This window comes from Mycobacterium timonense (assembly GCF_025821985.1).
In the GTDB taxonomy this organism is placed as follows: domain Bacteria; phylum Actinomycetota; class Actinomycetes; order Mycobacteriales; family Mycobacteriaceae; genus Mycobacterium; species Mycobacterium avium.
Genome location: NZ_JACKSY010000082.1, coordinates 36,678 through 63,423, shown reverse-complemented (window position 1 = coordinate 63,423; position 26,746 = coordinate 36,678). Strand labels below are relative to the sequence as shown.

General features: G+C 68.1%; 26 protein-coding genes. 8 read left to right on the top strand and 18 right to left on the bottom strand.

From position 1 onward, the window contains the following. Positions 1 to 167 precede the first annotated feature (167 nt). From H7I87_RS19535 to H7I87_RS19525, 3 genes are all read left to right on the top strand, one after another. Entirely contained in the window at positions 168 to 776 is a 609-nt protein-coding gene (locus H7I87_RS19535; RefSeq protein ID WP_009976776.1) for a TetR family transcriptional regulator, read from the top strand. 297 nt (positions 777 to 1,073) lie between these two features. Then, positions 1,074 to 1,508: an MmpS family transport accessory protein gene (locus H7I87_RS19530; protein WP_011724837.1), complete on the top strand. Its 435-nt coding sequence runs from the start codon at positions 1,074 to 1,076 to the stop codon at positions 1,506 to 1,508. Further along, positions 1,505 to 4,405 carry an MMPL/RND family transporter gene (locus H7I87_RS19525; protein ID WP_010949341.1) on the top strand — a complete coding sequence of 967 codons (2,901 nt, stop codon included), beginning with the start codon at positions 1,505 to 1,507 and terminating at the stop codon, positions 4,403 to 4,405. Before H7I87_RS19530 ends, H7I87_RS19525 begins: the two co-directional genes overlap by 4 nt. Positions 4,406 to 4,478: 73 nt before the next feature. Here the strand turns inward: H7I87_RS19525 and H7I87_RS19520 are convergent, their stop codons facing one another. The 5 genes from H7I87_RS19520 to H7I87_RS19500 form a co-directional block, all read right to left on the bottom strand. Further along, complete coding sequence (locus H7I87_RS19520; protein ID WP_011724835.1) at positions 4,479 to 5,261, bottom strand: SDR family oxidoreductase; 783 nt, start codon at positions 5,259 to 5,261, stop codon at positions 4,479 to 4,481. Between the two features lie 106 nt (positions 5,262 to 5,367). Next, entirely contained in the window at positions 5,368 to 6,780 is a 1,413-nt protein-coding gene (locus H7I87_RS19515) for a PAS domain-containing sensor histidine kinase (protein ID WP_011724834.1), read from the bottom strand. A 155-nt stretch (positions 6,781 to 6,935) separates the two neighbouring features. After that, on the bottom strand, positions 6,936 to 7,820 hold the full coding sequence (locus H7I87_RS19510; RefSeq protein ID WP_011724833.1) for a universal stress protein: 885 nt from the start codon (positions 7,818 to 7,820) through the stop codon (positions 6,936 to 6,938). A gap of 158 nt (positions 7,821 to 7,978) precedes the next feature. Further along, on the bottom strand, positions 7,979 to 8,860 hold the full coding sequence (locus tag H7I87_RS19505; RefSeq protein WP_011724832.1) for a universal stress protein: 882 nt from the start codon (positions 8,858 to 8,860) through the stop codon (positions 7,979 to 7,981). A gap of 66 nt (positions 8,861 to 8,926) precedes the next feature. Continuing rightward, the gene (locus H7I87_RS19500; protein WP_011724831.1) at positions 8,927 to 9,928 is read right to left on the bottom strand and encodes an Acg family FMN-binding oxidoreductase; all 1,002 of its coding nucleotides are present in this window, start codon (positions 9,926 to 9,928) and stop codon (positions 8,927 to 8,929) included. A 281-nt stretch (positions 9,929 to 10,209) separates the two neighbouring features. Here H7I87_RS19500 and H7I87_RS19495 point away from each other — a divergent pair, with 281 nt between their 5' ends. Beyond that, positions 10,210 to 10,638: a hypothetical protein gene (locus H7I87_RS19495; RefSeq protein ID WP_011724830.1), complete on the top strand. Its 429-nt coding sequence runs from the start codon at positions 10,210 to 10,212 to the stop codon at positions 10,636 to 10,638. A 178-nt stretch (positions 10,639 to 10,816) separates the two neighbouring features. Here H7I87_RS19495 and H7I87_RS19490 read toward each other — a convergent pair whose 3' ends face one another. The 4 genes from H7I87_RS19490 to H7I87_RS19475 form a co-directional block, all read right to left on the bottom strand. After that, complete coding sequence (locus H7I87_RS19490) at positions 10,817 to 11,194, bottom strand: SpoIIAA family protein (protein ID WP_011724829.1); 378 nt, start codon at positions 11,192 to 11,194, stop codon at positions 10,817 to 10,819. A gap of 86 nt (positions 11,195 to 11,280) precedes the next feature. Next, positions 11,281 to 12,279, bottom strand: coding sequence for an Acg family FMN-binding oxidoreductase (locus tag H7I87_RS19485; protein WP_011724828.1), 999 nt, complete (start codon positions 12,277 to 12,279; stop codon positions 11,281 to 11,283). A 151-nt stretch (positions 12,280 to 12,430) separates the two neighbouring features. Continuing rightward, complete coding sequence (locus H7I87_RS19480; RefSeq protein WP_011724827.1) at positions 12,431 to 13,297, bottom strand: hypothetical protein; 867 nt, start codon at positions 13,295 to 13,297, stop codon at positions 12,431 to 12,433. Then, positions 13,294 to 14,541, bottom strand: coding sequence for an acyl-CoA dehydrogenase family protein (locus H7I87_RS19475; RefSeq protein ID WP_011724826.1), 1,248 nt, complete (start codon positions 14,539 to 14,541; stop codon positions 13,294 to 13,296). Before H7I87_RS19475 ends, H7I87_RS19480 begins: the two co-directional genes overlap by 4 nt. A 159-nt stretch (positions 14,542 to 14,700) precedes the next feature. Between H7I87_RS19475 and H7I87_RS19470 the strand changes: the two genes are divergently transcribed. The 3 genes from H7I87_RS19470 to H7I87_RS19460 all read left to right on the top strand — a co-directional run bounded on the left by H7I87_RS19470 (position 14,701) and on the right by H7I87_RS19460 (position 17,196). Continuing rightward, on the top strand, positions 14,701 to 15,507 hold the full coding sequence (locus tag H7I87_RS19470; protein WP_011724825.1) for an acyl-CoA thioesterase: 807 nt from the start codon (positions 14,701 to 14,703) through the stop codon (positions 15,505 to 15,507). 62 nt (positions 15,508 to 15,569) lie between these two features. Continuing rightward, positions 15,570 to 16,088: a nuclear transport factor 2 family protein gene (locus tag H7I87_RS19465; RefSeq protein WP_011724824.1), complete on the top strand. Its 519-nt coding sequence runs from the start codon at positions 15,570 to 15,572 to the stop codon at positions 16,086 to 16,088. Between the two features lie 7 nt (positions 16,089 to 16,095). Continuing rightward, the gene (locus H7I87_RS19460) at positions 16,096 to 17,196 is read left to right on the top strand and encodes an NAD-dependent epimerase/dehydratase family protein (RefSeq protein ID WP_003876723.1); all 1,101 of its coding nucleotides are present in this window, start codon (positions 16,096 to 16,098) and stop codon (positions 17,194 to 17,196) included. 9 nt (positions 17,197 to 17,205) lie between these two features. On the opposite strand, the gene H7I87_RS19455 is transcribed toward H7I87_RS19460, so the two are convergent. Next, complete coding sequence (locus H7I87_RS19455; protein ID WP_011724823.1) at positions 17,206 to 18,177, bottom strand: aldo/keto reductase; 972 nt, start codon at positions 18,175 to 18,177, stop codon at positions 17,206 to 17,208. A gap of 86 nt (positions 18,178 to 18,263) precedes the next feature. Between H7I87_RS19455 and H7I87_RS19450 the strand changes: the two genes are divergently transcribed. After that, the gene (locus tag H7I87_RS19450) at positions 18,264 to 19,574 is read left to right on the top strand and encodes an acyltransferase family protein (protein ID WP_019732500.1); all 1,311 of its coding nucleotides are present in this window, start codon (positions 18,264 to 18,266) and stop codon (positions 19,572 to 19,574) included. Positions 19,575 to 19,608: 34 nt separating this feature from the next. Here H7I87_RS19450 and H7I87_RS19445 read toward each other — a convergent pair whose 3' ends face one another. The 8 genes from H7I87_RS19445 to efeO all read right to left on the bottom strand — a co-directional run bounded on the left by H7I87_RS19445 (position 19,609) and on the right by efeO (position 26,718). Beyond that, on the bottom strand, positions 19,609 to 20,493 hold the full coding sequence (locus tag H7I87_RS19445; protein WP_009976752.1) for a universal stress protein: 885 nt from the start codon (positions 20,491 to 20,493) through the stop codon (positions 19,609 to 19,611). Between the two features lie 67 nt (positions 20,494 to 20,560). Continuing rightward, a complete protein-coding gene (locus tag H7I87_RS19440) occupies positions 20,561 to 21,505 on the bottom strand; it encodes a formate/nitrite transporter family protein (protein ID WP_009976750.1) in 945 nt (314 codons plus the stop codon). Continuing rightward, the gene (locus tag H7I87_RS19435) at positions 21,502 to 21,771 is read right to left on the bottom strand and encodes a hypothetical protein (protein ID WP_003876728.1); all 270 of its coding nucleotides are present in this window, start codon (positions 21,769 to 21,771) and stop codon (positions 21,502 to 21,504) included. Before H7I87_RS19435 ends, H7I87_RS19440 begins: the two co-directional genes overlap by 4 nt. Then, positions 21,768 to 22,397 (bottom strand): RNA polymerase sigma factor, encoded by a 630-nt coding sequence (locus H7I87_RS19430; protein WP_011724819.1) that lies wholly within the window; start codon positions 22,395 to 22,397, stop codon positions 21,768 to 21,770. Before H7I87_RS19430 ends, H7I87_RS19435 begins: the two co-directional genes overlap by 4 nt. 10 nt (positions 22,398 to 22,407) lie before the next feature. Next, positions 22,408 to 23,475, bottom strand: a complete 1,068-nt coding sequence (locus tag H7I87_RS19425) for an acyl-CoA dehydrogenase family protein (protein WP_009976747.1) — start codon at positions 23,473 to 23,475, stop codon at positions 22,408 to 22,410. A gap of 60 nt (positions 23,476 to 23,535) precedes the next feature. Further along, positions 23,536 to 24,060, bottom strand: coding sequence for an OsmC family protein (locus H7I87_RS19420; RefSeq protein WP_009976745.1), 525 nt, complete (start codon positions 24,058 to 24,060; stop codon positions 23,536 to 23,538). 163 nt (positions 24,061 to 24,223) lie between these two features. Further along, complete coding sequence (gene efeB / locus H7I87_RS19415; RefSeq protein WP_011724818.1) at positions 24,224 to 25,540, bottom strand: iron uptake transporter deferrochelatase/peroxidase subunit; 1,317 nt, start codon at positions 25,538 to 25,540, stop codon at positions 24,224 to 24,226. A gap of 2 nt (positions 25,541 to 25,542) precedes the next feature. Then, positions 25,543 to 26,718: an iron uptake system protein EfeO gene (gene efeO, locus H7I87_RS19410; protein WP_011724817.1), complete on the bottom strand. Its 1,176-nt coding sequence runs from the start codon at positions 26,716 to 26,718 to the stop codon at positions 25,543 to 25,545. Positions 26,719 to 26,746 lie beyond the last annotated feature (28 nt).

Below are 26,746 nucleotides of genomic sequence, written 5' to 3'. Positions count from 1 at the left end.
ATTGTGCGACAAGCGCTATCACGCGCCACGGGCACCGCCCGCGGCTCTGCTCAGCCCCGCCGGACAGGCCGCGCCATGTTTGCCGGCGCGGCGGACGGGGCGGTCCGCCCGGCCCCGAGCCGACAGCTTTTGAGTGCAAAGTGTGCACGACGTGCAACTATATGAGTATGGCCAATCCCGTTGGGCTACGCGAGCGCCGTCGCCGCCAGACGAGCGCCGACATCCGCGATGCCGCGGTGCGCCTCACCCTGGAACGCGGATTCGACAAGGTCACCGTGGACGAGATCTGCGCCGAAGCGGGAATCTCGACGCGCACGTTCTTCAACTACTTCCCCAACAAGGAATCCGCGATCGCCTACGGCCCCTCGGACATACCGCCGGAGTTGGTCGCCGACTTCGTCGCGGCCGGACCGGCCCCCTACTCGGTGGTGCTGGCGGAGCTGATCACGCTGGCGGCGCACCACCTGCGTGACGTGCCCCCACGACGGGAACACGCCGCCAACATGCTGGAACTCGCCAAGACCTCCCCCGCGGTGTTGGCCGCGTTCCTCGCCGATCTGGAACGATTCCAGAACCAGTTGACCGAGATCATCGTGCGCCGCCAAGGCATGCAGCCCGACGACGAGATGGCCCCGCTGATCTCCGCGCTGGCCCTGACGGCGGTGCGTTCCGGCATCGAGAAGTGGGCGAGCGGCGAGGCGAGTGAAACCGACGACACGCCAATGCCTTATGTTGAGCGGGCCGCGGCGCTGGTGAACAGCATCTTCACCAAGTGACCTGAAACACCTCCAGCAAATGTTGCATAAACTGCAAGGTATGCAGATCATGTACTATGCGCTGGTGGCGGTACGCGGGGAGGCTTCAGCAACAAGGCGATCCGGGTGTCGCTACCGGGAACGTCAGCCGGTGTAAGGGCCAGCATTCACCGCGCGTGACGCTCGAGCGCACACGAACCACGGCAATCGACGTAACTCGTTGTTGAGCAGCGCGGCGTGTGGGCACTCGCTTGCCCACGGCCCCGGCGGCACAACCGCTGACCCGCGTCACGACCGCGTGATGGGGAAGGGAACTAGGTGCAGATTTCGAGACTTGTGCGCAACGCCTGGTTGCCGCTGCTGATCGTGGCGGTGGTGCTGGTCGGCGGCTTCGCCGTGGTTCGGGTCAAGTCCTTCTTCGGCGCCCACGACACCGGTATCCTGACCAGCCCGCGGCTCGACGATTCCAAGCCGTTCAAACCCAAGGTCGTCAAGTACGAGGTGTTCGGTTCGGCCAGCCAGGCCAACGTGAATTATCTGGACCTGTCCGCCGACCCCAAGCGCGTCGATGGCGCGCCGCTGCCGTGGACGCTGGTGCTGTCCACCACCGCCCCGTCGGTCTTCCCCAATCTTTCGGCGCAAAGCGACGGCAACACCCTGGGGTGCCGCATCACCATCGATGACGAAGTCAAGGACGAGAACATCACCCACGGCGTACACGCCCTGACCTTCTGCTTGGTGAAATCCGCATGAGCACAACGTTCGACGACACCAGAACCGACGCCATCCCCGTCGTCAAGGAGCCCGTGCGGGAGAAGATCCCCCGGTTCATCCGGACGTTCGCCGTGCCGATCATCATCGGCTGGATCGCGCTCATCGCGGTGCTCAACGTCGTCGTCCCGCAGCTCGACGAGGTCGGCAAGATGCGCTCGGTGGAGATGACTCCCGACGACGCGCAGTCGGTCGTTGCGACCAAGCGCATGGGCGCGGTGTTCAACGAGTACAAGTCCAACAGCTCGGTGATGATCGTGCTCGAGGGCCAACAACCCCTGGGCGCCGACGCCCACGCCTACTACGACGAGATCGTGCGCCGGCTCAACGCGGACACCAAACACGTTGAGCACGTTCAGGATATGTGGAGTGATCCGCTGACCGGGGCGGGGGCGCAGAGCAACGACGGGAAGGCGTCCTACGTCCAGGTCTATCTGGCCGGTAACCAGGGTGAGGCGCTGGCCAACGAGTCGGTGGAATCGGTCCAGAACATCGTCAAGAGCGTGCAGGCACCCAACGGGGTCAAGGCGTATGTCACCGGCCCGGCCGCGCTGTCGGCGGATCAGCACACCGCCGGTGACCGCAGCCTGCAGCTGATCACGGCGGCCACCTTCACGGTCATCATCGGGATGCTGCTGCTGGTCTACCGGTCGGTCATCACGGTGTTGCTGACGCTGGTGATGGTGGTGCTCGAGCTGTCCGCCGCCCGCGGGATGGTCGCATTCCTGGGTTATTACAAGATCATTGGCCTGTCGACGTTCGCCACCAACCTGTTGGTCACGTTGGCGATCGCGGCCGCCACCGACTACGCGATCTTTTTGATCGGCCGCTATCAGGAAGCCCGGGCGGTCGGCGAGTCCCGCGAAGACGCGTACTACACCATGTACAAGGGCACCGCGCACGTGGTGGCCGGCTCGGGGATGACGATCGCCGGCGCCACGTTCTGCCTGCATTTCACCAACCTGCCCTACTTCCAGACGCTGGGCATCCCGCTGGCCATCGGCATGGTGGTGGTGGTCGCGGCGGCGTTGACGCTGGGCCCCGCGGTCATCTCGGTGGCCTCGCGTTTCCGTCAGACGCTGGAACCCAGGCGCACGCAACGGATTCGGGGATGGCGCAAGGTCGGCACCGTCGTCGTGCGCTGGCCCGGCCCGATCCTGGTCCTCACGATCGGGGTGGCACTCGTCGGGTTGCTGACCCTGCCCGGATACCGCACCAACTACAACGACCGCAACTACCTGCCCACCGACCTGCCCGCCAACGAGGGGTACGCGGCCGCCGACCGGCACTTCTCGCAGGCGCGGATGAACCCCGAAGTGCTGATGATCGAAAGCGACCACGATCTGCGCAACTCGGCGGACTTTTTGGTGATCGACAAGATCGCCAAAACGGTCTTCCGGGTACCCGGGATCGGGCGGGTGCAGGCCATCACCCGGCCGCAGGGCACCCCGATCGAGCACACCTCGATCCCCTTCCAGATCAGCATGCAGGGCGTCACCCAGCAGATGAACCAGAAGTACCAGCAAGACCAGATGGCCGACATGCTGCATCAGGCCGACATGATGCAGACCACCATCGACAGCATGGAAAAGATGCAAAGCATCACCGTGCAGATGTCCAACGACATGCATGTGATGGTGCAAAAGATGCATGACATGACCATCGACATCAACGACTTACGCAACAAAATGGCCGATTTCGAGGACTTCTTCCGGCCCATGCGCAGCTACTTCTACTGGGAAAAGCACTGCTACGACATCCCGGTGTGCTGGTCGCTGCGCTCGGTGTTCGACGCGCTCGACGGTATCGACACCATGACCGACGACATCCAAAGCCTGCTGCCCATCATGGATCACCTGGACACGCTGATGCCCCAGATGGTGGCGTTGATGCCCTCGATGATCGAGAACATGAAGGCCATGAAAACCACGATGCTGACCATGTATTCGACCCAGAAGGGTCTACAGGATCAGCAGAACGAGGCGCAGAAGAACTCCAACGCCATGGGCAAGGCATTCGACGCCTCCAAAAACGACGACTCGTTCTACCTGCCCCCGGAGACCTTCAACAACAAAGAGTTCAAGAAGGGGATGAAGAACTTCATCTCCCCCGACGGGCACGCCGTGCGGTTCATCATCAGCCATGACGGCGATCCGATGACCCAGGAAGGCATTTCGCACATCGGGGCGATCAAGAAAGCCGCCTACGAAGCGCTCAAGGGAACACCACTGGAGGGCTCCAAGATCTACCTGGCGGGCACCGCGTCGATCTACAAGGACCTCAGCGACGGCAACAACTACGACCTGTTGATCGCCGGAATCTCTTCGCTGTGCCTGATTTTCATCATCATGCTGATCATCACCCGCGGCGTGGTGGCTTCGGCGGTCATCGTGGGCACCGTATTGCTCTCACTGGGCGCATCATTCGGGCTGTCGGTGCTGATCTGGCAGCACCTCATCGGCATCGAACTGCACTGGATGGTGCTGGCCATGTCGGTCATCATCCTGCTGGCCGTCGGCGCCGACTACAACCTGCTGCTGGTGGCCAGGTTCAAAGAAGAAATCCACGCCGGCTTGAACACCGGCATCATCCGGTCGATGGGCGGCACCGGCTCGGTGGTGACCTCGGCCGGGCTGGTGTTCGCCTTCACCATGATGACGATGGCGGTCAGCGAACTCACGGTGATCGGACAGGTAGGTACCACCATCGGCCTGGGTCTGCTGTTCGACACCCTGATCGTGCGGTCACTGATGACACCCTCGATCGCCGCCCTGCTGGGCAAATGGTTCTGGTGGCCCCAACGAGTCCGCCAACGCCCCGTCCCCTCCCCTTGGCCGAAGCCGGCCGCCCAAGAGCGCGAGGTGCTTGCGGACGCCTGAACCACGCGAAAGTGCAACTGCCGACGGTCCCACTCGGGAAATGCGTCGGCAGTAGCACTTTCGCGGCAAAGGGCTAGGTGACCCAGTCCGGCTGAGCGTCGGTCTCGACGTTGGAGAAGTCCTTGTGGCCCAGGCCGGCGGTGGTGCCGCCGTCGACGACGAACTCCGAGCCGGTGGAGTAGCTGGATTCGTCGCTGGCCAGGTACACCACCAGGTTGGACACCTCCTTGGGTTCGGCGGCGCGGCCCAGGGCGCTCTGGAAGATGTCCTCGGGAACCCATTCGGTCATCGGGGTTTTGATCAGCCCGGGATGGATCGAGTTCACCCGAATTCCGCTGGGGCCCAGCTCCAATGCGGCCGACTTGGTCAGCCCGCGCACCGCGAATTTGGTTGCGGTGTAACCGTGGCAGGCGATGGTGCCGGCCATGCCCTCGATCGAGGAGATGTTGATGATCGAGCCGCGGCCCGCTTTCTTCATCGGTTTGACCACGGCGCGGATGCCCAGAAACACTCCGGTCAGGTTGATGTCGAGGATCCGCTGCCATTCCGAAAGCGCGTAGTCCTCCAGGGTGCCGATGTTGATGATGCCGGCGTTGTTGACCAGGACGTCGATCCGGCCGAACTCGGCCAGGGCGGTGGCCACCGCCGCGTCCCAATCCTCGGGCTTGGTGACGTCGAGATGCAGGTAGCGGGTCGCCTCCCCCACCTCGGCCGCGACGGCCTTGCCCTCGTCGTCGAGGATGTCACCGAAGACCACCTTGGCTCCCTCGGCCACCAGCGACCGCACATGCGATGCGCCCATGCCGCGGGCACCGCCGCTGACCAGGGCCACCTTTCCGGCCAACCGTTCTGCCACTGCGTTTCTCCCGTCATCCCGGTGCCCGGATCGGCACGTATGAGCACCATACATATGGCAAGCGATGTATGACCAGGGTTGCGCTGCGGCGCTGACGCAGCAGCGGTCAGGGCAGCGGAGCCACCCAGCGCAATCGGGTGCCCCCGCCCGCGGCGGCGCCGACGGTCAGGGTGCCCCCGACCCGTTCGGCGCGCCGGCGCAACGTCTTCAGCCCGGCCTCGCTGACGTCGTCGGGCAGGCCCTTGCCGTTGTCGATGACCTCGATGCTCACCTCGTCGGCGACTTCGACGGCGATGGTCAGCTTGGTGGCCGCGGTGTGCCGCACCGCGTTGCCGATGGCTTCGGCGACGACGGCTTCGGCCTGGTCGGCGAGCTCGCCTTCCACCACCGACAGCGGCCCCTTGTACTGCACGGTGGCGGCCAAACCCTCTGCCAGCCGGCCGATCACCTCATCGAAACGCTGCCGCAGCCCGGGGACATCGGTTTTGGTGTGGCGCAGGTCGAAGATCGCGGTGCGGAAATCCTGCACCACCGCGTGAAGATCGTCGACCGCCGCATTGAGGCGTTGCTGCACATCGGCCGAACGCGCCCGCGGGATGGTGCCCTGAAGCGCGAGACCGACGGCGAAGACGCGTTGGATGGCATGGTCCTGCAGATCGCCGGCGATCCGGTCCCGCTCGGCGAGCACCTCGGCCTGAGCGCGGGTTTCGGTGAGCTCAGCTTGGACGGCCAACTGCTCGGTGATGTCGCGGATGGCCGCCGACACCATCACCCCCTGTTCCGTCTGCAGCGGGCTCAGACTCACGTCGACCGGGAATACGGTTCCATCGCAACGCATCCCCCACAGCTCCAGGCCGGCGCCCATGCGCCGGGCTGCCGGGGCGGCGAAGAAGCCGGTGCGGTAGCGCTCGTGGGAACCGCGATGCCGGGGCGGTATCAGAATCTCCACTTCCCGGCCGATCAGCTCTTCGCGCGGATAACCGAACATCTGGTCGGCCTGAGCGTTCGCCAGCACGATGCGCCCGTCCGGACCGACGATGACCATCGCGTCCGGTGCCGACTCGAGCAGCGCGTGGAACATGGTTTCCGCTCGTTGGTGTTCGGCGGTCACATCGCGCATCACCGTGGTGAACCCGATGGCGCTGCCCGCATCATCCGTGAATACGGACAACGCGACACCGGCGCGAAACCGTTGGCCGTTCTTGCGTGCTCGCCAGCCTTCGAATTCGCAGCGGCCCGATTCGCGCGCCGCGGCCAATTCGCGTTCGGCCAGTCCGGCGGCGCGGTCCTCCGAGGTGTAGAGCAGCGCCGCCGGCCGGCCAAGGGCCTCGGCCGCCGAGTAACCCGTCATCGCCTCGGCGCCGGGGCACCAGCGCGCCACGTCGCCATTGGCGTCGAGCTGGATGATCGCGCAGTCGGTGATCGCTTCCACCATGGCCTCGAGGTCGCGAAGACGCTCGGGCAGGCTCTTGTTGCGAAACGCCGCGCTCAGATAGCGGTCGGCGCCGGGCGATGTCATCAGGCGCGGCCCTCTCTGATTGCCTCCGACGGCACAGATACTACCGCCCGGACGGCTACCCGAGCCGCGGCTGCGAGCGCCGGCGCAGCTCGCCGGGTGCCGTCGGTGGATCACGCTGTCGGGCAGGCGTATTCACACCGCGCGGGCGTGACGCTTTACGACGGCCGGGCCACGATCACCGGCATGCGCACCGAGTGGACGACGGCATTGCTGACCGAGCCCAGCAGGGTGCCGGCCAGGCCGCCGCGGCCGTGACTGCCCACGACGGTCAGCTGCGCGGATTCGGATTGTTCGATCAACTGGCGAGCCGGCCTGTCACAGACCACCATTCGGTGCACCGTGACATCGGGATAGCGTTCTTGCCAACCGGCCAGCCGTTCGGCCAGACTCCGCTCTGCTTGCGACCTGACCGCCGGCCAGTCCATGCCGGGCAGCCCGAAAACTTGCGTGTCACTCCACGCATGAACCGCGTTGAGGTCCACACCGCGCCGTAACGCTTCGTCGAAGGCGATCGCCGTGGCGAGTTCGGATGCCGGCGAGCCGTCGATCCCGACCAGCACCGGCGCCCGCTGCGGGTAGGGCATCATCGGATCCTCGTCGTGGATGACGGCGACCGGGCAGCGGGCGCGTCGCACCAGGCCGGAACTGACCGAACCGAGCAACAGCCGGCCGATCGCTCCGCGCCCGGTGGAGCCGACCACGACCAGTTCCGCCTCCTCCGACAACTGGGCCAGCGTGGGCGCCGGCGGTGCGTGCCACAGTTCGGTGGTGATCGCGAGATTCCGGCCGTTGCGGGTGGCGTCTTCGGCGATCTTGACCGCCTCCTGCAGGACCCGGCGACCGTCGTCCTCCTGCCACGCCACGGCTTCGGCCGCCATAGGCACCTGGGGCCACACCGTGGCGGCGTTGACCATGTGGACCAGCGTCAGCGGCACATTGCGCATCGCCGCGTCGCGCGCGGCCCAGCAGACAGCGAAATTCGACGCCGGCGATCCGTCGACTCCGACCAGGACGCCACAGCGCTTGCTGGATGCGGCCATTTCGTTCTCCCTCCGTCATCGGAAACGCTATGTCTGCAACCGCAGCCGGTCAGGAGACTTTCGTCCCCAACCGCAAGGACGACAGACCTTCGTCGGCCACTCGGGAAGCGGTGGCGCGCTGAGCAGCCAGCCGGACACGCGATGGGCGCGACGCACGGTCACCGCCCACGGACCACGATCACCGGCGCCGTCGCCGATTGCGCGACATGCGAGCTGACCGAACCCAGCAGCATGCCGGGGAACCCGCCCCGTCCGTGACTGCCGACGACGACTAGTTGAGCGCGCTCGGCTTCCGCGACCAGCCACCGAGACGGCTTGTCGCACACGACCAATCGCTTCACATGCACGTCCGGGTACTGTTCCTGCCAGCCGGCCAGCCGCTCGGCCAGCAGCTCCTCCCCCTTCGCCTCGCTGTCGCGCCAGTCCATGCCGAGAATGGGAAACACGCCGACGTCGCTCCAGGCGTGTAGCGCCACCACGCCGACGCCCCGGCGAGACGCTTCGTCGAACGCCAGGGCGATCGCGGCCTCCGAGGCGGGTGACCCGTCGGTACCCACCAGCACGGGCGCGTCGGCGGCGCGAGCAGCATGGTCATCGGTGTGGACGACCGCCACCGGGCAGTGCGCATGCGCAAGGAGTGCGGCGGTGACCGAACCCAACAGCAGCCGGCCCAACGCCCCGAGCCCCTGGCTTCCGGCGACGATCATCCAGGCGTCCCGCGACGCGTCGATCAGCGTCGGCGTCACGGCCGAATAGATTATCTCGGTGCGCATTTCGGGCGGTGTCCCGCCGCCCTGGTTGGCGATGACGATCTTGCGGGCCTGGTCGATGACCTGCTGCGCGCCGTCTTGCTGCCATGCGGGCATGTCGGCGTACAACTGCCCGACCGGCCAGCCCACGACGACGGGCGCGACGGCGTGGATGACGGTGATGGGCAAGCCGCGCATGGCCGCCTCGCGGGCCGCCCACGCCACCGCGGCGTCGGACGCCGCCGATCCGTCGACGCAGACCAGGATGCCGCGGTGTTTAGGATCGGACATGTCGTACTCCTCACGAAATAGGCTGGGCGGCCCGTTGGCCCCGAAGACACGGCCCTGGAAGCGGTTTTAGCGATCGGACAGCGGCCGGAATTGCAAGACGTCGCCGAGCGGTCGCCGCGGCGTCGGGCGGGGCGGCGACTCCCCCTCCGGTTCGACGCCCACCCGGATCAACACCTGGGGCACCGCGGCGGGATCGGCCATCAGGTGCCGGATCAGGTCCCGGCCTGCTTCCAGCTCGGTGACATGAGTCACCGGGCAGGTCGCCAGTCCGGCCGCCGTGCACTCGAGCAAGATCCGCGACAGCACCTGCCCGACTCGGAGGGCGTCGGCCCGGGTGTCCTCCGGGGTGGACAGCACAAGGATTTTCGCGTCGTCGTAGCTGCCCGCGGAGCTGCGCTCGTCGAGCGGGTCGACGGGGAATCGGCGGTTCACGTCGACCCGGCGATCGTCGGCCTCGGACACCAGAGCGCTTTCGGGGATGCCGTCGAATTTTCTGGACGGCGATGTCCACCAATCCAATTCGTGGTGGTAGTCGTCGTCGTAGCGGCGCAGGGCTTCAGTCAGCCTGGCCGCCTCAACCAGGCCCGGCCGCGCGTCCGGGCCCAACACGTCGAGGGCGACGGAGTGATCTCGCCCCACGTCGCGCAGCACCGGTTCCAGCGCCGACCAGTGCTTGGGCGCCCGGAACGGCAGCCGGTTCGTCCGGCGACGCAGTATCGCGTCGGCAAGGTCGCGGCGAGCCCGGGCGACGTACTCGGTGGGCACGACGTCGATCGAGGCGAGGTGGTCGAGGTTGTTCGGGTTGGGAAACTGCGCGACGTTGCTGCTCCAGCCGGCCGCGGCCATCGCGACACGGAAGTGGTCCAGTGCGGCGCCACAGCTGATGATCGCCTCGCGACCGGATTTGTCGGCCGATTTCACTGTTCGGCGCGGATCGACGAACAGATCGACGCCGGTGCTGCCGGCGACCCACCGCCAGGGCTGGCTGTTGTGCAGCGACGGGGCATGGCACGCCAATTCGATTGCCGCCGTGATCACCTCGGTATCCGCGGTCATTTGCATCATCACTGTCACCTGCCTGTCCGCTAGCTACGACCACCTACGACCTTCGGCCGTCCACGCCGCCGGCGCTAGGGTCCTAGGTCCCGTCGAACCCGCGCTTCGGCACGCGATCGCGGTCATGCCGACGCACGTCGACCAATGTCCCCACGGTGTGGGACTTTCGGTCCCTGGCCCGGGGTCACGCACAGTGCTACGGATGAGGGGGCAAATCGCACACGCCGAGCGACCCGTCACCAATGGAGGTGCGGCACATGAGCACTACAAGACCACCGGAGCTTCGCACCCGCATGTTCGCCCGTGTGCTCGGCCCGTTCCTCGTCGTCTTCACCGCGACGACCGTGGCCCGTGCGTCGGACATGCGCAAGCTGCTGTCGGATTTCGACTCCAACTCCGCATTGCCGTTGGTCACCGGCGGGTTCCTGCTGTTGGCGTCGCTGGTCATCCTCGGTCTGCATCAGTGCTGGCGAGGCGCGCCGGCCGTCACGGTCTCGGTGGTGGGATGGGTTTTCGCGGTACGCGCCTTGCTTCTCATGGCCTTTCCGCATGCGTTCATGGCAGCCGCCGACGCCGCCGTCCGGATGACCGCGTTGTGGGTAAGCGGCGACGTCGTCGTCGGCGTGGTAGGCCTGTATCTGGCTTACGTCGGCTGGAAGCCCGTGACTTCGCCGTCCACGCCGGCCACGACCTCGACACCGGACGTCCCGCGCGCCGCATAAACCACAGACGCCGGCCGCCGGAAGGCAACGCGGCATCCGCGTTGCGCGCTTGCTCGATTGCCCTTGCGCCCCTTAGGCAAGTGCCGGACCCGGGTGGGCAAGCCGGTACCGTTGCCGAAGGTAGGGCGACGCCGCCGCGCACGCTAGGGTCGTTAGACCTCGGGTCGGCGGCTCCCTGCTACGAGTCCGCGCCCGCGGCCCACTGCTTGGCACGCTCGAGCTCGCCGAGTCCGAACACGGCGAGCTCACCGGGCACCATCCAGGCCAGCGCGTGCAAAGTGTGCGCGACCCACTCCTTGTCCGAGACGACCGCGATGCGCCGGAATGCCGAGTGGTGCGGCAGGACCGCGCCCAGGCCGAGCTTGAGATCCTCGACCAGCCCGCCGGGCCCGAAGCCCTGGTAATCGGAGTCGATGACTTCCACGATCCTGATCTCGCCGCTTTTCAGCGACGTCTCCAAAGTGGGCCTGATCTCGCGCAGTTCCTGCCCGCTCAGCCGGCCCGACACCCGGACACCGGTCACTCCCGGCGGCATGTCTGGCAACATCTCGATCATCGAGTCCTCCTTCCCGGCTACCCCAACTCTGCCGGTGCCCGGGCGAACCGGCTAGTGGGGAGATCACTTTCGCCGAAGTGCCCCGGCTATTCGGCGATGCCCGGTTCCCGGTCGGTCATCCATTCGACGAAATCGCAGAGTTCGCGGCGGGGTGTCGCCGGCAAGGGGTCGGCGTTGATCGGTGGCCAGCCAATCCGAAGCAGCATCTGCGGGTAGTTGCTGCCACCGAAGATTTCGGTCCGCACCGCCTCCCGGGTGTCGGCAACCTCCAGCGGTTCGGTGACCGGGCAACTCGCCAAGCCCATCGACGTCGCGGTCAGCAACACCATGCTGGTGGCCTCGCCGGCGCGGAGCCGGGCCAACCTGTCGTCACCGCGGGTGCCCAGCGCCAGCAGTACCGAATTGTCCTCGGCTGCAGACGATCCCGATGGCATCGCCAACATGGGTCCGGCGAACAGCCGTCCTGGAATCTTGGCGCCGGGATCGGACTTGGGTGTATTGCGCGCCGGAACCCCGGCGACCGCGGCGTAGCGTCCACTCCACGCGGCGAGCTCGACGAGGTAGTCGCGATTCATGTGGTCCCAGACCGATTGCTTCACGATCTCGTGCAGCTTGTCGGCGTCCTCGACCTGGCACAGCGTCACCCCGTTGCGGGCGGCCCGGGCGGCCATCAGCGCGATGTCCCCCACCGGCACCGGCCAGGAACTGTAGTGCCGCCGGTCGGTCCGCCGCCGCGGTATCGCCGCGGCCAGCGCGATGTCGACGGGATCGGCTGTGCCGCCGGACAATTCGATTGCGGCAAGGTGATCGGGGTCGGCCGGGTTGGGCAACCGGGTCACCCGGGCCTGCCATCCCACCGCCGCAAAACCGACGACGCAGTGGTGAAGCGCCGCACCACAACTCAGAATCAAGTCGCGGCCGTCGGGATCGGTGTTCGGCAGTTGCCGGCCACCGTCGGCATACAGATGCAGGCTCTCCTGCCCCACCAGCCATCGCCACGGTTGCGTGTTGTGCACGGACGGAGCACGGGACGCCAGGGCCAGCACGGTGCGGATGGTGCCCTCGTCGGGAAAGCGGTTGGTCATGTCGGTCGGCCCCTCTCCTTGCCTGGTCACCCCGATCGTGGTCGGGTCACGGCGGCCGCACGAGGGGACGACGTCCCCTGTCGGGAGGGACTTTGTGCCGTAATACCCGCGTTAGCGGGCCTCTGTCCGCGGCGCAGCAACCGGGACCGGCTCAGCCGACGACCTCGAAGACTGCCGCCGCGGAGGTGACGGCCTTGTCGGCGTTGCCCTCGTCGTGCAGCAGCATGCGCACGCCGACGCGGCCGGACCCACCGGCGTGGGCTGTGCCCTCCACCCGGAACGGGCCCACCTTGCCGCGCGACATGAACATCACGTGCCAGCTGACGACCTGCAGCTTCCTGGTCCCCGCGACCTCGGCGGCCAGATCGATGGCCGCGGTCTCGAGGACGACGTGCTGGGGGCCGATGTGCAGCGCGGCGTCCGGGGATGCCAGCTCGGTGCTCAGCTCGGGCAGCGTCCAATGGCCGTCGCCGCGCCGGCTCGCGCCGAAGGCCCGCCACAGCGGCGGCAGCTCGTCGGAATCCTCGATCACCAACTCGGTGCCCGAAACATCCATCCGGTCAAGGCCTTCCGGCGGGACGCCGATGATCGCTCCCTGCCCCTCGTTGAACGCGATCACCCGTCCGGGGTTGTCGGCGTCGACGATGGTGCATCGCCCGTAGCCCATGGTGCGGCCCTGGTGCACGATGCCGGACCCGACGATCTCGACCCGTTTCACGTCGTAGCCGGGGTCGATGATCTGTACCGACGCGATCACCGGGTTGGGGACGGCGACCATGTCGGTCTGACAGCCCTCCGGGGAGGAAATAGCCAACGGCGCCACCATGATTCCGCCGGCCTCGTTGCGCATGTCGCGGCGGATCGTGACAGTGTCGTCGGTCTCGCCGAGATTCATCGACGAGTGTTTGCGGCCGATGTAGCGGTAGCTCAGCAGACCGGTCCAGCGCCGGTACAGTTCGTCGCGGTAGGCGTCGGTGTCTCCGGCCAACTCCCGGATGTCACGAAGTCGGTCACTCAATTGCGTTGGCCTCCTGGGTTTCTGCCGCGCCGCACCTGGTTGAACGGGACGCCGCGGTCGTCGGCGCGCTCGCGCAGGAAGCCGAGCACCCGCTCGCCGATCACGTTGCGCGCCATCTCGGTGGTGCCGCCGCCGATGCTGGCGATCTGACGACCCAGATAGCGCGTCCCGATGTCGAGCAGGCCACCGGCGCCGTCGACCACGGCCGCCGGGCCGGCCACCGCCAGCGCGGTGTCGGTTTCCACGTTGTGCACCTCGGCCATGGACAAGCGGATGATCGATCCCGCGGCCGGCGGCAGGGTTCCGTCGACCACGGCGTGAAAGACGTGCTCGCTGAGCTGTCCGTGCACGGCCCGGTGCACCAGCGCCCGACCCACCGCTTCCTGCAGCCGCGGGTCGCCGGGACCGCCGACGGCGTCGATCAACGACAGCAGATCGACCGAAACGTCTTGGGCCTCAGCGATTCCCGGGCCGCTGGTGTACTCCGAGCCGTCTCCCATCGTGCGGCGCTCGTGATAGAGCTGCCGCGACGCGACGTCCCATCCTTTCCCCGGTTCACCCAGCACGGCGTCGTCGCCCACGTCGACGTCGTCGAAGAACTCTTCGCAGAACTCGACCGAGCCGTTGACCTGCCGGATGCGATTGATGGTGACGCCGGGATGGGCAAGCGGCACCAGAAACATGGTCAGGCCTTCGTGTTTGGGCACCTGCCAGTCGGTGCGGGCCAGGCACAGGCCGTAGTCCGCCGCGAACGCCCACGTGCTCCAGGTCTTGGCGCCGTTGATGATCCAGCGATCCCCGCGGCGCTCGGCCCGGGTGAGCACACCGGCCAGGTCCGATCCCCCGCTGGGCTCGGACAGCAACTGCACCAGCACTTCCTCGCCGCGCAGCGCGGCCGCGATGTGGGTGCGCTTCTGCTGCTCGCTGCCCATGTCCAGGATCGTGGCGCAGCAGATGGCGAAGGACGGGACGTTGAGCAGCAGCGGCGTCTCGTAACCCACCGACTCGGCGTCGAACGCCTTCTTGTATTCGTAGCTCAGCCCGAGCCCGCCGTATTCGCGCGGGAAGCAGATTCCGGCGAATCCGCCGTCGTAGAGCAGCTTTTGCAATTCCCGGGCCCGGTGCCAGGAGCTGAGCTCGTCGCGCTGCAGCAGCGCCGCCCGGGCGGGATCGAGTCGCGGCATGTTCGCGGCCAGCCAGGCCCTGGCCCGGCCCCGAAATTCCTCGACCGACTCCGACGTCACCGGATGGCCTCTCGTTGCAGCGTCGACCTTGTGCTGGGCGACTGTACAGCACCGCCGCGGCGGGTGTACAGGCGGCTCCCTACGAACGGACCGGCCGGGTCCGGCGAGACCCGGTGTCCGGTCGCGGCGTCGCCCGCAAGTAATCTGCGTCGAACCGCCATGACCGACACACATGTTTTCGATGAAGCGCTGCGCCTGGACACGCTGGGCGCCGATGCCCGGCGTGGCCGCACCCACCCGGAGTGGGCCAACATGGTCGGACCGTTCGGCGGCATCACGGCCGCCACGCTGCTCAGCGCCGTCCACGCCCACCCCGACCGCATCGGCGACCCGCTTGCCCTGACCGTCAACTATGCGGCGCCCATCGCCGACGGCGACTTCGACGTCACGCTGCGGGCCGCCCGCACCAACCGCACCAACCAGCACTGGATCGTCGAGCTGCGCCAGGACGACGTGGTCAAGACCACCGCCACCGCGATCTTCGCGCTGCGGCGCGACAGCTGGTCGGACACCGAAGCGCGGCCGCCCGGCACCCCGCCGCCCGAGCGGCTGCCGAGCGTCGATCCGGGCCTGGTTCGGTGGACCGGCCGCTACGACATGCGGTACGTCGAAGGGGCGATGCCCGGGCGAGACGCGGATCCCAGCCCGTCGTCGACCAGCACGCTGTGGGTCCGCGACAAGGCGGGACGCCCGGTGGATTATCCGGCGCTGGCCGCATTGTGCGACATCTTCTACCCACGGGTGTTCTTGCGCCGCGGCGGCTTCGTGCCGTCCGGGACCATCTCGCTGACCACCTACTTCCACGCCGATCAACACGAGCTCGACGCCGTGGGCGACGACTTCGTCCTGGCCAGCGCCCACGCCAACCGCTTCGACCGCGGCTATTTCGACCAGAGCGCCCGGGTGTGGACCCGGCAGGGCGGGCTGCTGGCCAGCAGCCATCAGGTCGTCTACTTCAAAGGCTGACGGGTTTACACTTCGCCAGGGAAACGTCACGTGCAGACCCGTGCGAGAAGAATCGAGCCGCAATGACCGAGCGCGCGCACAGCGCGGTCGCCGACACCCTGCCGGCGATCGAATCCATCAAGCAACTCAAGGCGCGCTACTGCCGCTACCTGGACACCAAGGACTGGGCGGCCTGGCGGACGATCTTCACCGACGACTTCCTCAGCGACACCTCCGAAGCCGGCGGCGCGGTGATCGCCGGCGCCGACGACTTCGTGGCCTTCACCCGCCGGGCACTCGGCCGCGCCACCCAGCCGACGGCGCATCAGGTGCACAACCCCGAGATCGAGCTCACCTCGGCGACGACCGCGCGCGGGACGTGGGCGCTGCAAGACGTCGTCCGCTTCGGGCCCGGGATAACGTTGGTCGGCTACGGCCACTACCACGAAACCTACGAAAACATCGACGGCCAGTGGTTCATCAAGAGCTCCAAGCTAACTCGACTGCGCGAGGACATCGTGACTCCCCTCTTCTCGATCTACGTCTCCCCCCGGATCCGCGCCGCGATCGGCACCATCGCCGGCCGCCTGATGGATCGGTGACCCGGCCATGACCGCCAACACCGTTCTGGTCACCGGCGCGTTCGGACAGGTCGGCAAGCGCTGCACGCAGCTTCTGCTGCAGCGCGGACGCACCGTTGTCGCGATGGACCTGCGCAACGACAACACCGCCGCCGTCGCAACCGAACTCGCCGCCGGCGGCTATCCCGGCACGCTGATTCCCGCCTACACCGACCTGCTGGACGCCGAGGCGGTGCGTGACCTGGTCACCGCCCACCAGCCCGACGCCGTCGTGCACCTGGCCGCCGTGGTCTCCCCGCTGTCATATCGCAAACCCGACCTGGCCCGGCGAGTCAACGTCGGCGGCACCGAGAACCTGTTGGCCGCCTGCACGGCGCTGCCCCGCCCGCCCCTGTTCCTGATGGCCTCCAGCGCCGCGGTCTACGGGTCGCGAAACCCCTACCGCCAGCCGGAGCGGATCACCCCGGACACCCCGGTGAACCCGATCGACCAATACGGCCAGGACAAGGTGCTGGCCGAGGCGGCAATCCGGGCCAGCGGGCTGCCGTATGCGCTGTTCCGGCTCGGCGGGATCATCTCGCCGGACACCCACGCCTCCATCAACGGCGACTACCTGCTGCTGATGCGGTCAATGCCCAGCGACAACCGGATGCACGCGGTGGATGCGCGGGACGTGGCGCTGGCCTTCGCCAACGGCGTCGATCGTGCGGCCACCATTTCCGGCAAGGTGCTGCTCATCGGTGGCAACGAGTCCTACGTGCTCACCCAGCGCGAACTGGAGGACGCCATGATGGAGGCCGTCGGGCTGGGCCGGCTCGGCCCGTCGGCCAGTTTGCCCGGCAACCCGGCCGACGACCGGGGCTGGAGTTTCACCGGCTGGTACGACACCACCGAAGCCCAGCAGCTGCTCGACTTCCAGGAGCACGACTGGAGCCAGACGGTGGCCTGGCTGGCCGAATCGCAGGGCCGCAGCCGGCTCGCCCTGCGACTGCTGGGGCCGCTGCTGCGGCCCCTCCTGCGCACCATCTTGATCGTGCAGCGCCGGCTGGAGGGACGCGGCCCCTACGCCGACCCGTGGACGTTGATCGAAAAGAAGTACGGCACAGCGGCATTGGCGACCGCCGACTAACCGGTTCGGTCAGCGGTCGATCCACGCCAGCTGCGCGTCGGCGTGGTGTCCGCCCACCGGCGGCGTGAGTCGATCCAGCCGGGACAGCTGCTCGGTAGTCAGCTCCAGCGCGTCGGCCCCGACGTTTTCTTCCAGGCGGGCGACGCGTTTGGTGCCCGGGATCGGCACGATGTCGGGGCCTTTCGCCAGCAACCAGGCCAACGCGACCTGGGCCGGCGTGGCGCCGACGTCCGCGGCGATGTCCCGCAATTCGTCGGCGCAGCGCAGGTTGTGGGCGAAGTTCTGTTCCGCGAACCGCGGGTTGGTCCTGCGGTAGTCGGTGTCGGGCAGCTCGTGCGCGGAGCGGATAGCGCCGGTGAGGAAGCCGCGGCCCAGCGGTGAGTAGGCGACGAACCCGATCCCCAGTTCGCGCAGCACCGGCAGTATCTCGTCTTCCTGGTCGCGGGTCCACAGCGAGTACTCCGATTGGACGGCGGTGATCGGGTGCACCGCGTGCGCACGGCGGATGGAATTCACCCCGACCTCGGAGAGACCGATGTGCCGGATCTTGCCGGCGGCGACCAGTTCGGCCAGCGCTCCGACGGTGTCTTCGATCGGGGTTTGGCGGTCGAGGCGGTGCTGGTAGTACAGGTCGATGTGGTCCGTGGCCAGCCGGCGCAGCGAACCATCCACGGCGACACGGATATTGGCGGGGCTGCTGTCCAGCCCGTCGCGGCCGGTGTGCGAGATCAGGCCGAACTTGGTGGCCAGCACCACCCGATCGCGCCGCCCGCGCAGCGCTCGGGCCAACAGTTCCTCGTTGATGTAGGGGCCGTACACCTCGGCGGTGTCGATCAGCGTCACGCCCAGCTCGATGGCGCGGTGCACGGTGCGGATCGATTCGGCGTCGTCGGTGCCGGCGCCGGCGTAGGCCACCGACATTCCCATCGCCCCCAGGCCCAGCCGGCCCACCTGCAGTCCGCCGAGTTGAGCCTGCTTCATGGCGTGTCTCCTGTTCCTGACGTGGTTGCGCGCGGGGCCGGACGGTAGCGTGGCGCTGTGTCCCGCGTCGAGCTTCCCGCGATCTGATGCAGCACGCAAACGGCGCGCGGCCGACGCGCAATCTGGCGGTCGATTATTACCGCGTGTCCGGGGTGGTGCTGATCGTGCTCGGGCACTGGCTGGCCGGATCGGTGACCTATCACGACGGGCAGTTCGGCCGGCAGAACCCGTTGGTGGACATGCCCTGGACGCAATGGCTGACCTGGCCGTTCCAGGCGGTTCCGACCTTCTTCCTGGTGGCCGGGTACGCCGGCGCGGTGTCCTGGACGCACCGGCACGACGAAGAGGGAGTGCCCCGTCGGTCCTGGCTGCAGCGCCGGCTGGCCCGGGTCCTCGGGCCGACCGCGGTGTATGCGGTGCTGGTGTCGGCGGTGGTGGTCGCGCTGGCCGCCTGCGGCGTGGCGGGTTCGGTGCTCGAGTACGCCGGTTGGGCGGTGGCCATGCACCTGTGGTTTTTGGCGGTGTATCTGGTGGTGGTGTCGTTGACGCCGATTGCGCTTGTCGCGCAACGCCGTTGGGGCCTGTGGGTGCCTGCGGCACTCGCTGTGACGGTGGCCGTGCTCGATGCGGCCCGGATCGGCGCCCATCTGCCCCACCTCAGCTGGGTGAACTATGTGTTGGGCTGGGGAACGCTGTATCAGCTCGGGATCGCTTGGCACGAAGGGTCATTGGCGGGCCGCCGGCCGTGGCTGCTGGCCGGCGTCTCGGCGGTGCTGCTGGCGGCATTGATCTGGCTGCGCGTGTATCCGGTCAGTATGATCGGGGTTCCCGGCCAGACCATCGACAACACCACGCCGCCCACCGTGGCGCTGCTGGCCTTCGGCGGCGCCCAAACCGGAATCGTGATGGCGGCTGCACCCGCGCTCAACCGCGCACTGCGCGCCATCCGGGCCGAGCGGGGGCTCTCGATCGCCAACAACAACATCATGGCCCTCTACCTGTGGCACATGATTCCCGTCGTGATCGTGGCGATCGTCGGATATCCGGCCGGGCTGTTGCCGCAGCCCCCCGAAGGCAGCGTGCAGTGGTGGCAGGCCCGGCTGGAATGGGTGGCCGTCCTGAGCGCGGTGACGGCGGTCGAGATGGTGCTGTTGTGGTGGGCCCGAAGGCTTTTCGCCGCGCCGCTGCCACTGCTTGGCGTGCCGCTGCCCGCGCGCGCCGCCGAACCGGTGCTGCTGGCCGGTGCGGCGCTGGCGGCCTACACCCTGTCCGTGGTGGCCGCCGAGGGCTTTGCGCCCGACGGGCGGTTCCCGTGGCCGACCGCCCTGGTTTTCACGGCCGGTGTGCTGCTCGCGGCGTTACGTCCCACCGCTCGCCCGGTGGAGCGGCCGGCGTGAACCGGGTTGTTCGGCCGGCGGCGCGGCCGCGTGCTCAGGCCGGCGGTCGCGCGACGATGACCGGTACCCGCACCGAGTGCAGGACGGCGTTGCTCACCGAACCCAGCAGCAGCCGGGCCAGCCCGCCCCGACCGTGGCTGCCGACCACCACCAACTGCGCGGTTTCCGAGCTGCTGATGATGTGTTGCGCCGCCCGGTCACGGGCGACCAGGCGATGGACGGTCACGTCGGGATAGCGTTCCTGCCAGCCCGCCAGGCTCTCGGCGAGGTGGCGCTCCGCTTCGGCTTCGACTATCGGCCAATCGATTTCGAATACCTCGGTGACCGCGGTGTCGCTCCACGCGTGGATGGCCACCAGATCGACGCCGCGCCGGGATGCTTCGTCGAACGCGATTTCGGTGGCCAGTTCGGAGGCCGGTGAGCCGTCGGTGCCCAGCAGCACCGGCGCGCTGTGCGGATCCGGCAGCTCTTCGTCCCGCACGACCGCGACCGGGCAGTTCGCGTGACGCACCACCGCCGAGCTGACCGAGCCGAGCAGACCGCGGGCCAGCAATCCATGTCCGGCGCTGCCCAGCACCAGCATTCGCACGGCGCCGGACAGCTCGAGCAGGGCGGGCACCGGGGCCGAGTAGAGCAGTTTTCGGCCGATTGGAACCTGGCGGTCGGCCGGCATCGCCTCCTCGGCGATCTTGGTGGCGTGCAGGATCGCTTGTTTGCCTTCGTCTTCCAGGTTGGTGGCCAGCGCCTCGGGGTACGGGACCGGCGGGTACATGGTGGTCGGGGTCGACACCGCGTGCACGATGGTCAGCGGGCAGTGGCGCATCGCCGCTTCCCGGGCCGCCCAGTAGGCGGCCGCGTTCGAGGCCGGCGAGCCGTCGACCGCGACGGCGATGCCGAGTTGCTGGACGGGTGCGGACATTTCATTCTCCCTCCATCGGTGACCATGCTATTCCGCGGAGGGGGTGTCGGTCGTGAGGCTTTGGTCCTCAGCCGTCGGGCCGGAGGGCTCCCGTCGAAAGGAGGCGGCGCCGCTGCAAGTGCGCGATGATCCAGAACGGCAGCGCCACGAAGACGGTGCCGCCGATCAGGTTGCCCACGGTGGTGACGCCGATGTTGGTCAGCAGGCCGTGGTCGCCGAATCCCCAGCCGATATCGCCGCGCGCCGCGATCGGGTGAAACAGGTTGAGCAGCAAGGGAAGTCCGACGAACCCGACGTTGGCGATCACGTGCTGGGTGCCACCGATCACGAACGCGAACGGGCCGTAGAACGCCAGCGCCATCCGGGCCACGTCGCTGCGGGCCTTGAAGAACATGCACATCGAGGTCTGCAGGAACCACGTGCACAGCACGGCGAGCAGCAGCGCCGTCCAGAACGGCTGGCCGGCCTTCTGGGTGCCGACGGTCGCGGCGCGGTCGGCGAAGGCGCCCAGGTAGGGGCCGCCGGCGGCGGCGCACACGGTGACGAACACCAGCGCGCCGACGATGTTGCCGACCAGTCCGACGGCGACCAGCACCACGTAGCTGCGGATGCTCAGCGCCCGTTGCAGCACGGCGAGAAAGCCGGCGGCCATGTCGGCGGTGATCAGCGACATGCCCGACACCAGGATGAGGACGAAAGACATGCCGAATGCCAGGCCCATCAACAGGCTCGCCACTCCCGGTGTCTTGACGCCGGTGCTGACCACCAGGGCCAGCAGCACACCGAAGGCCACCATCGCGCCGCCGACCAACGAGCGCATCAGGAACGCCCACGGGTGCGCCGCCTTTTCCACCGCCATGGCCGAAACCCGGTCCACCATGGCGCCGACCGTCAGCGGCTCGAAGGGATCCGCGGTGCCGCCGTCGCCGGCGACGGCGGCGGGCAACGCGGTGACCGTGTCCACCACCGCCACTGCGCCCTGGCGCTGCGGCGCTGAAGCGTTGATCGTCATCGGTGTTCGCCTTTCGTCAAGGTGTTGAGCGCGTTGAGGATTCGGGTCACGTCGTGCTCGCCGAGCTGCTCGCCGTCGAAGACATGACGGAGCAGGATCTTGAGGTCGAGCATCTGTTGCAGGTAGACCAGGCACGGCGGGCACTCGTCGAGGTGCTTGGCCACGATCGGCCCCCACTGCTGCGGGTCGGCGTCGACGAGGTCGTCGACCAGGCGAACGAAGTCGACGCAGTCGATGGCGGGGACGGTGTTGTCGGGAACGGTCATGGCTGGTACCGCTTTTCCAATTCGTTTCGGAGATTTCCCCGGGCCCGGTAGAGCAGCGCCCGCTGCGCCTCGGCGGACAGTTGCAGCAGCTCCGCCGCCTCCTCGGCCGAGATGCCGACGAGATCCCGCAGGATCACGAGTTGGCGCTGGCGCGCGGGCAACGCGTCCAGCGCCTCGCGCAGGTAGCCCAGCAGCTCGCGGTGCACGGTCTGGTCTTCGGGCAAAAACCGGCGCGACGGCGGCACCCTCCAGTGGCCGGCATCGGGATGCCCGGCGGGATGCATGCGGCCGGAGAGCGGGTCGACGGCCTCGATGTCCGCGTCGGCCAGCACCTCGTGACGGCGGATCCGCGACTCCCGGCGGCGGTGCCGCGCGGCGGTGTGCTTGACGATGCCGAACAGCCAGGTGCCGACCGACGATCGGCCCTGAAACGAGTCCGAGGATCGCAGCACCTGCAGCCACGCCTCCTGCACGGCCTCTTCGGCCACCGCCGGCGAATCCACCATGGTGCGGGCGAAATTCAGCATCGGCCGGTGAAAGTCGCGCACCAGGCGGGCCAGCGGCACACCGCCGACCAACCGCCCCGCGTCGGTGCCCTCCGGCGGCACCGCCACCGGGGTCACCATCGACCCGTGCTCAGCCGCATCCGGCCAGCTCCCAGCGCAGCTGCGCCTCGGACGGGGACTGGACCGGAATGAACGCCGCCTCCCGGTAGCGCCTGCTCGCCGATGTCCTGCTCGCATAACCCTTGCCGCCGGCGGTGCGGATCTCCACATCGGCGCTGGCGGCGGCCAATTCGGCCGCGGCCAGCCGAAGTGACAACAGCTCCTTCTTGCTCGGCGCCGCCGGCCCGCCCACGGCCGCGGCCAGTTTCGCCAGCGTTTCCTCGGCTGCGCCCAGCTTCTCGGTGATGGCTTCGACGTCGGCGCGAAACACCGCGTTGACTCCGCCCAGCCCGAAGCCGGCCTGCCGCACCGCGGTCCGGCTCAGCCCCAGGCACATCGCGGATTGCAGCACAAGGAAAGTCGGCCGGACCGCCTGCAGGAAGCCGTCGAAATCGCGGGACAGCACCTGCTCGTCGGCGATGTGCGCGCCGTCGAAGTTCAGATACGACGAGGCGGTGCTGCCTAGGGCGAGCAGATCGAAGTGCTCGCCCAGGATCACCCCGGGCGTGTCCAGCGGCACCGCGACGATCAACCGCTCGCCGGCCTCGGTGCGCACCGCGGTCACCATCGTCGAATCGGGATACAGGTTGCTGGCCCACCTGATCGGCCCGGACACCCGGTAGCCGCCGGCCACCGGCGTGGCGGTCAGCTCCATGCTGCCGCAGCCCGCCGCCTCTTTGAACGCGGCGGCCATGCCGGTGACCCCGAGTACGCTTCCGCGCAGCAGCGGCCGGACCGCGACGGCGCTGAACGGGGTTGCGGCCGTGAGCAAATACTCGACCGTCATGCGGTGCGCCCACAGCGAGAAGCCGGTGCTCATGCAGATCCCGGAGATGGACCGGATCACCTCGGCCATCACCGGCAGCCGGCCGTCGCGGTTGCCGGGGGCGCCGATCCCGAGCACGCCGGCCTCGCCCAGCGCGGTGAAGCTGCGCCGGGCGCTGTCCTGGCCGCGGTCCAGCACCGCGGCATGAGCCCGGATGTCCTCGACCAGCGCGGCGTCGAGCAGGCCGGTTGCGCCATCCACGGTCGCCGTCATGCCATCACCTCCGGCGTCCCGGCATCGAATGCCGTTGGGGCCCAGCGCAGTTCGCGGTGCTCATCCGGTGACCAGGGTGGAGTCGACGCTGACCGGGTTGCGGAAGGTGTTCACCACCGGCGACCAGGCGATGGCGTTGTCGTGGATCTCCTTCAGCGTGGCCTCGTCCGCGTCCCCGGCCAGGCTCACCGTGCAGCGCACCGCGCTGAACCCGAGCCGCTTACCCGGCGGGGTGTCCCCGACACCCCACACCGCGGAGATGTCGATGTCGGCTTCCATCTCGACCTCGATCTTGGTCAGCGTCACGCCGCGGTGCGTGGCGTTGGCCAGCAACCCCACCGACACGCAGGAGCCCAGCGCGGCCAGCGCGGTCTCGGAGGGGTTGGGCGCCGAGTCGTCGCCCAGCAGCGCGGGCGGCTCCCCCACCAGCATGGGCGCCAGGTCCCGGACGTAGGTCATGTTGCGGAATCCCTTCTCGCACACCGTCTTGGCCTTCAGCGTCTTCTTGCCGGTCTCGGGGTTTGCCTTGGCGTTACAGGACAGCCGGTCCAGGCCTTCGGCGTCGATGACGAGCGCGTCGGTCATGTGACTTCTCCGTTTCTCGCTGATTGTGCGGCTTCACGGAGTTGGTGCTGGGCGGGCGCCGACGCGTGACGGCGGGCCGGCCTGCTGCGGCGGTGAGCCGGCCCACATCGGCGCCGGCCACCGGCGGCGCGGTTACCGCCGCGCGCCGCGCGGCGGAATTTGCTCAGCGGAACAGGCTTTGGGCGATGTAGTGGCCTTCAGCGGGCGCGGGCGGGACGGCGAAGATTGCTGACCCGATGTGGCGGATGTACTCGTTGAGCAGGTCGTGGGCGCCCAACCGGTTCTGCAGCCGGATAAAATCTTGCGGATCTTTTTGATACGAGATGAACAGCAGGCCGGCGTTGAGTTGGCCGTTGGCGTCCAGGCCGTCGGTGTAGTTGTAGGACCGCCGTCGGATCATGATGCCGTCGTTGTTCTCCCGGGCGGCCAGGCCGACGTGCGACATCGGATCGATGAGCGGATTGCCGTCGGCGCCCTTGGCGGTGAAATCGGGGGTGTCGAATTCGTGCCTGCCGGACAGCGGCGCGCCTTCTTCCTTGGTGCGGCCGAAGATCCGCTGCTGATTGCCGATCCGGTCGACGTCCCATGTCTCGAGCAGCATCCGGATCTTGCGGACCACTTGGTAGGTTCCGCCGTTCATCCACGGCTGGTCGCTGTCGTCGACCCACACGAACCGATCGTATTCCGCCTGGCTGGCGATGTTGCGGGTGCCGTCCTTGAACCCCAACAGGTTTCGCGGCGTGTGCTGGCCGGGGCCGGCCGAGGCTCGGCCGAAGCCGAGCACCGCCCAGAACGGCGAGACGATGTTGCGGCCCAGCCGGGCCAGGTTGCGCACGGCGTGGTAGCAGACCTGCGGGTCGTCGGCGCACGCCTGCACGGACAGGTCGCCGCCGTGCAGGCGAGGATCCAGGTTGTCGCCGTTGAGCGGTGGCAGGTCGGTGAACACCGCGGGCCGGCGCGCGGCCAATCCGAAACGATCGCCGAACAGCGACGGCCCCAACCCGATCGTGACGGTGAGGCTGGCCGGGCTCAACCCGTCGGCCTCCCCGGTGTCGGCCGGGGGCTGCACGTCGACCTGCGGCTGCACGGTGCCGACCGGCTTTCCCTGCTGCAGGATCGCGGCCGCCGCCGACCAGCGCGCCAGCAGGGTCTGCAACTCGGTGCGGCCGGCACCGGACGCCAGGGAGAACGACATGAACATGGCGTAACGCTGTGGCGGCGTGTCGATTCCGCCCTGGTGCGGCTGGCCGTAGAAGGGGTAGCTGCGGCGGAGGTCGACGGTGTCGTGGTCGTCGCCGCGCTGCCCCGCCGCCACGGCGTGCCCGGCGAACCCGCCGCCTACGGCGCCGATGGCGGCGCCGCTGAGGCCGGCCAGCACCGCGCCGCCCAGCGCGCGCCGGCGCGACACGGCCGTCGAATCAGGTTCCACGCCTTCGCTTTTCGGCGCGCCGTCGGTGGGTTCGATGGGGTCGTCGGTCATAGTCAGCCGGCCGAGACGACTTTTTGCGCGACGGTGGACAGGCTTTGATGCAGCGGCTGGATGACCGCGGTCAGCTTGGGCGCGTCGCTGGCCTTCAGGGCCGGCGTGTAGGTGCGGTAGCCGCCGAGCGCGCCGGGGTCGCGATATCCGTCCAGGGTGGCGAGCACGTTCTGGAACTGCTGGTCGATCTGGTGGACCAGGTTGTTGTCGATCTTCTCCAGGCCGGGGCGCAGCGACGCGTACGCCTGTTGGGCGCCTTCCACGTTGCCGGAAAAGTCGACCAGGTCGATGTGGCTGAAGGCCTCTTCCTCACCGGTGATCTTGGTGTTCTGGATTTCTTCGATCAGGTCGCTGGCGCCGTTGGCCAGGTCCTCGGGCTTGTACTGCAGGGTGGCGACGATGCCGTGCAATTTGCCGACGTTGCCCACCAGCTCGGTGCTCAACGCCTTGGTGCCCGGGGTGATCGCGCCGGCCTGCCACAGGTCGCGCTCGATTGCGTGGAAGCCTTTCCACCCGACCTTGCCGTCGACCGGGGTGGACTCCCGCATGTCGATCAGATAGTCGAGGCTGCCGGCGTTGTCGCCGACCGCGAAGCCGGGCAGCACGAATCCCTCCACGGTGGATTCCGAACGCTCCCAGTACAACCGGGCTTTGGCGTAGGCCGCCTTCGCGGCGTCGAGGTTGCCCGCCTGCACGGCCGCGTCGAGGGCCTTCACGCCGTCGTTGAGCTGACCGATCTGGTTGACGATATAGGCCGCATAGTCCTTGGTGCCCTGGCTGAGGACGGTCGCGACGGTGCCCGTCGGCGTCGCCGGAGCTTTGCCCGTCACCGTCAGGGTCTGGTACTCGGTGCTGGCCCCGGGGCAGTAGAGCTGGTAGGAGCCGCCGTCCAGGGTGAGGGTGAACGACACCGGGTCCAATCCCGGTGCCAGGTTCTCCTTTTCACCGACGATGCGCTGGTCGCGGAGCAGTTCGACCTCGCTGATGCCGGGGGCATTGGTGTTGGCCACGGTGAAGGTGACCGGCCCGGCGGGCACGTTGGTGGTGTCCAGCGCGCAGCCGTCCTTGCCGGCGCTGTTGGTCAGGGTGATCTTGACCGCGTTGCCGCCGCCGGGCTTGGACTGCGCAGCATGGTTCGCGTTGTCGCCGGAGTGGCCGCATGCGGTCACCGACAGCATCGTCGCCGCAACGAGAACCGCTGCGGGC

Bases quoted from the DNA above. Each gene is read 5' to 3' on its own strand.
- H7I87_RS19535 (WP_009976776.1), top strand. From the start codon at position 168: ATGGCCAATCCCGTTGGGCTACGCGAGCGCCGTCGCCGCCAGACGAGC.
- H7I87_RS19525 (WP_010949341.1), top strand. From the start codon at position 1,505: ATGAGCACAACGTTCGACGACACCAGAACCGACGCCATCCCCGTCGTC.
- H7I87_RS19515 (WP_011724834.1), bottom strand. From the start codon at position 6,780: ATGACATCGCCCGGCGCCGACCGCTATCTGAGCGCGGCGTTTCGCAAC.
- H7I87_RS19510 (WP_011724833.1), bottom strand. From the start codon at position 7,820: ATGGCCGCATCCAGCAAGCGCTGTGGCGTCCTGGTCGGAGTCGACGGA.
- H7I87_RS19505 (WP_011724832.1), bottom strand. From the start codon at position 8,860: ATGTCCGATCCTAAACACCGCGGCATCCTGGTCTGCGTCGACGGATCG.
- H7I87_RS19495 (WP_011724830.1), top strand. From the start codon at position 10,210: ATGTTCGCCCGTGTGCTCGGCCCGTTCCTCGTCGTCTTCACCGCGACG.
- H7I87_RS19490 (WP_011724829.1), bottom strand. From the start codon at position 11,194: ATGATCGAGATGTTGCCAGACATGCCGCCGGGAGTGACCGGTGTCCGG.
- H7I87_RS19485 (WP_011724828.1), bottom strand. From the start codon at position 12,279: ATGACCAACCGCTTTCCCGACGAGGGCACCATCCGCACCGTGCTGGCC.
- H7I87_RS19470 (WP_011724825.1), top strand. From the start codon at position 14,701: ATGACCGACACACATGTTTTCGATGAAGCGCTGCGCCTGGACACGCTG.
- H7I87_RS19465 (WP_011724824.1), top strand. From the start codon at position 15,570: ATGACCGAGCGCGCGCACAGCGCGGTCGCCGACACCCTGCCGGCGATC.
- H7I87_RS19460 (WP_003876723.1), top strand. From the start codon at position 16,096: ATGACCGCCAACACCGTTCTGGTCACCGGCGCGTTCGGACAGGTCGGC.
- H7I87_RS19455 (WP_011724823.1), bottom strand. From the start codon at position 18,177: ATGAAGCAGGCTCAACTCGGCGGACTGCAGGTGGGCCGGCTGGGCCTG.
- H7I87_RS19450 (WP_019732500.1), top strand. From the start codon at position 18,264: ATGCAGCACGCAAACGGCGCGCGGCCGACGCGCAATCTGGCGGTCGAT.
- H7I87_RS19445 (WP_009976752.1), bottom strand. From the start codon at position 20,493: ATGTCCGCACCCGTCCAGCAACTCGGCATCGCCGTCGCGGTCGACGGC.
- H7I87_RS19440 (WP_009976750.1), bottom strand. From the start codon at position 21,505: ATGACGATCAACGCTTCAGCGCCGCAGCGCCAGGGCGCAGTGGCGGTG.
- H7I87_RS19435 (WP_003876728.1), bottom strand. From the start codon at position 21,771: ATGACCGTTCCCGACAACACCGTCCCCGCCATCGACTGCGTCGACTTC.
- H7I87_RS19430 (WP_011724819.1), bottom strand. From the start codon at position 22,397: ATGGTGACCCCGGTGGCGGTGCCGCCGGAGGGCACCGACGCGGGGCGG.
- H7I87_RS19425 (WP_009976747.1), bottom strand. From the start codon at position 23,475: ATGACGGCGACCGTGGATGGCGCAACCGGCCTGCTCGACGCCGCGCTG.
- H7I87_RS19420 (WP_009976745.1), bottom strand. From the start codon at position 24,060: ATGACCGACGCGCTCGTCATCGACGCCGAAGGCCTGGACCGGCTGTCC.
- efeB (WP_011724818.1), bottom strand. From the start codon at position 25,540: ATGACCGACGACCCCATCGAACCCACCGACGGCGCGCCGAAAAGCGAA.
- efeO (WP_011724817.1), bottom strand. From the start codon at position 26,718: ATGCTGTCGGTGACCGCATGCGGCCACTCCGGCGACAACGCGAACCAT.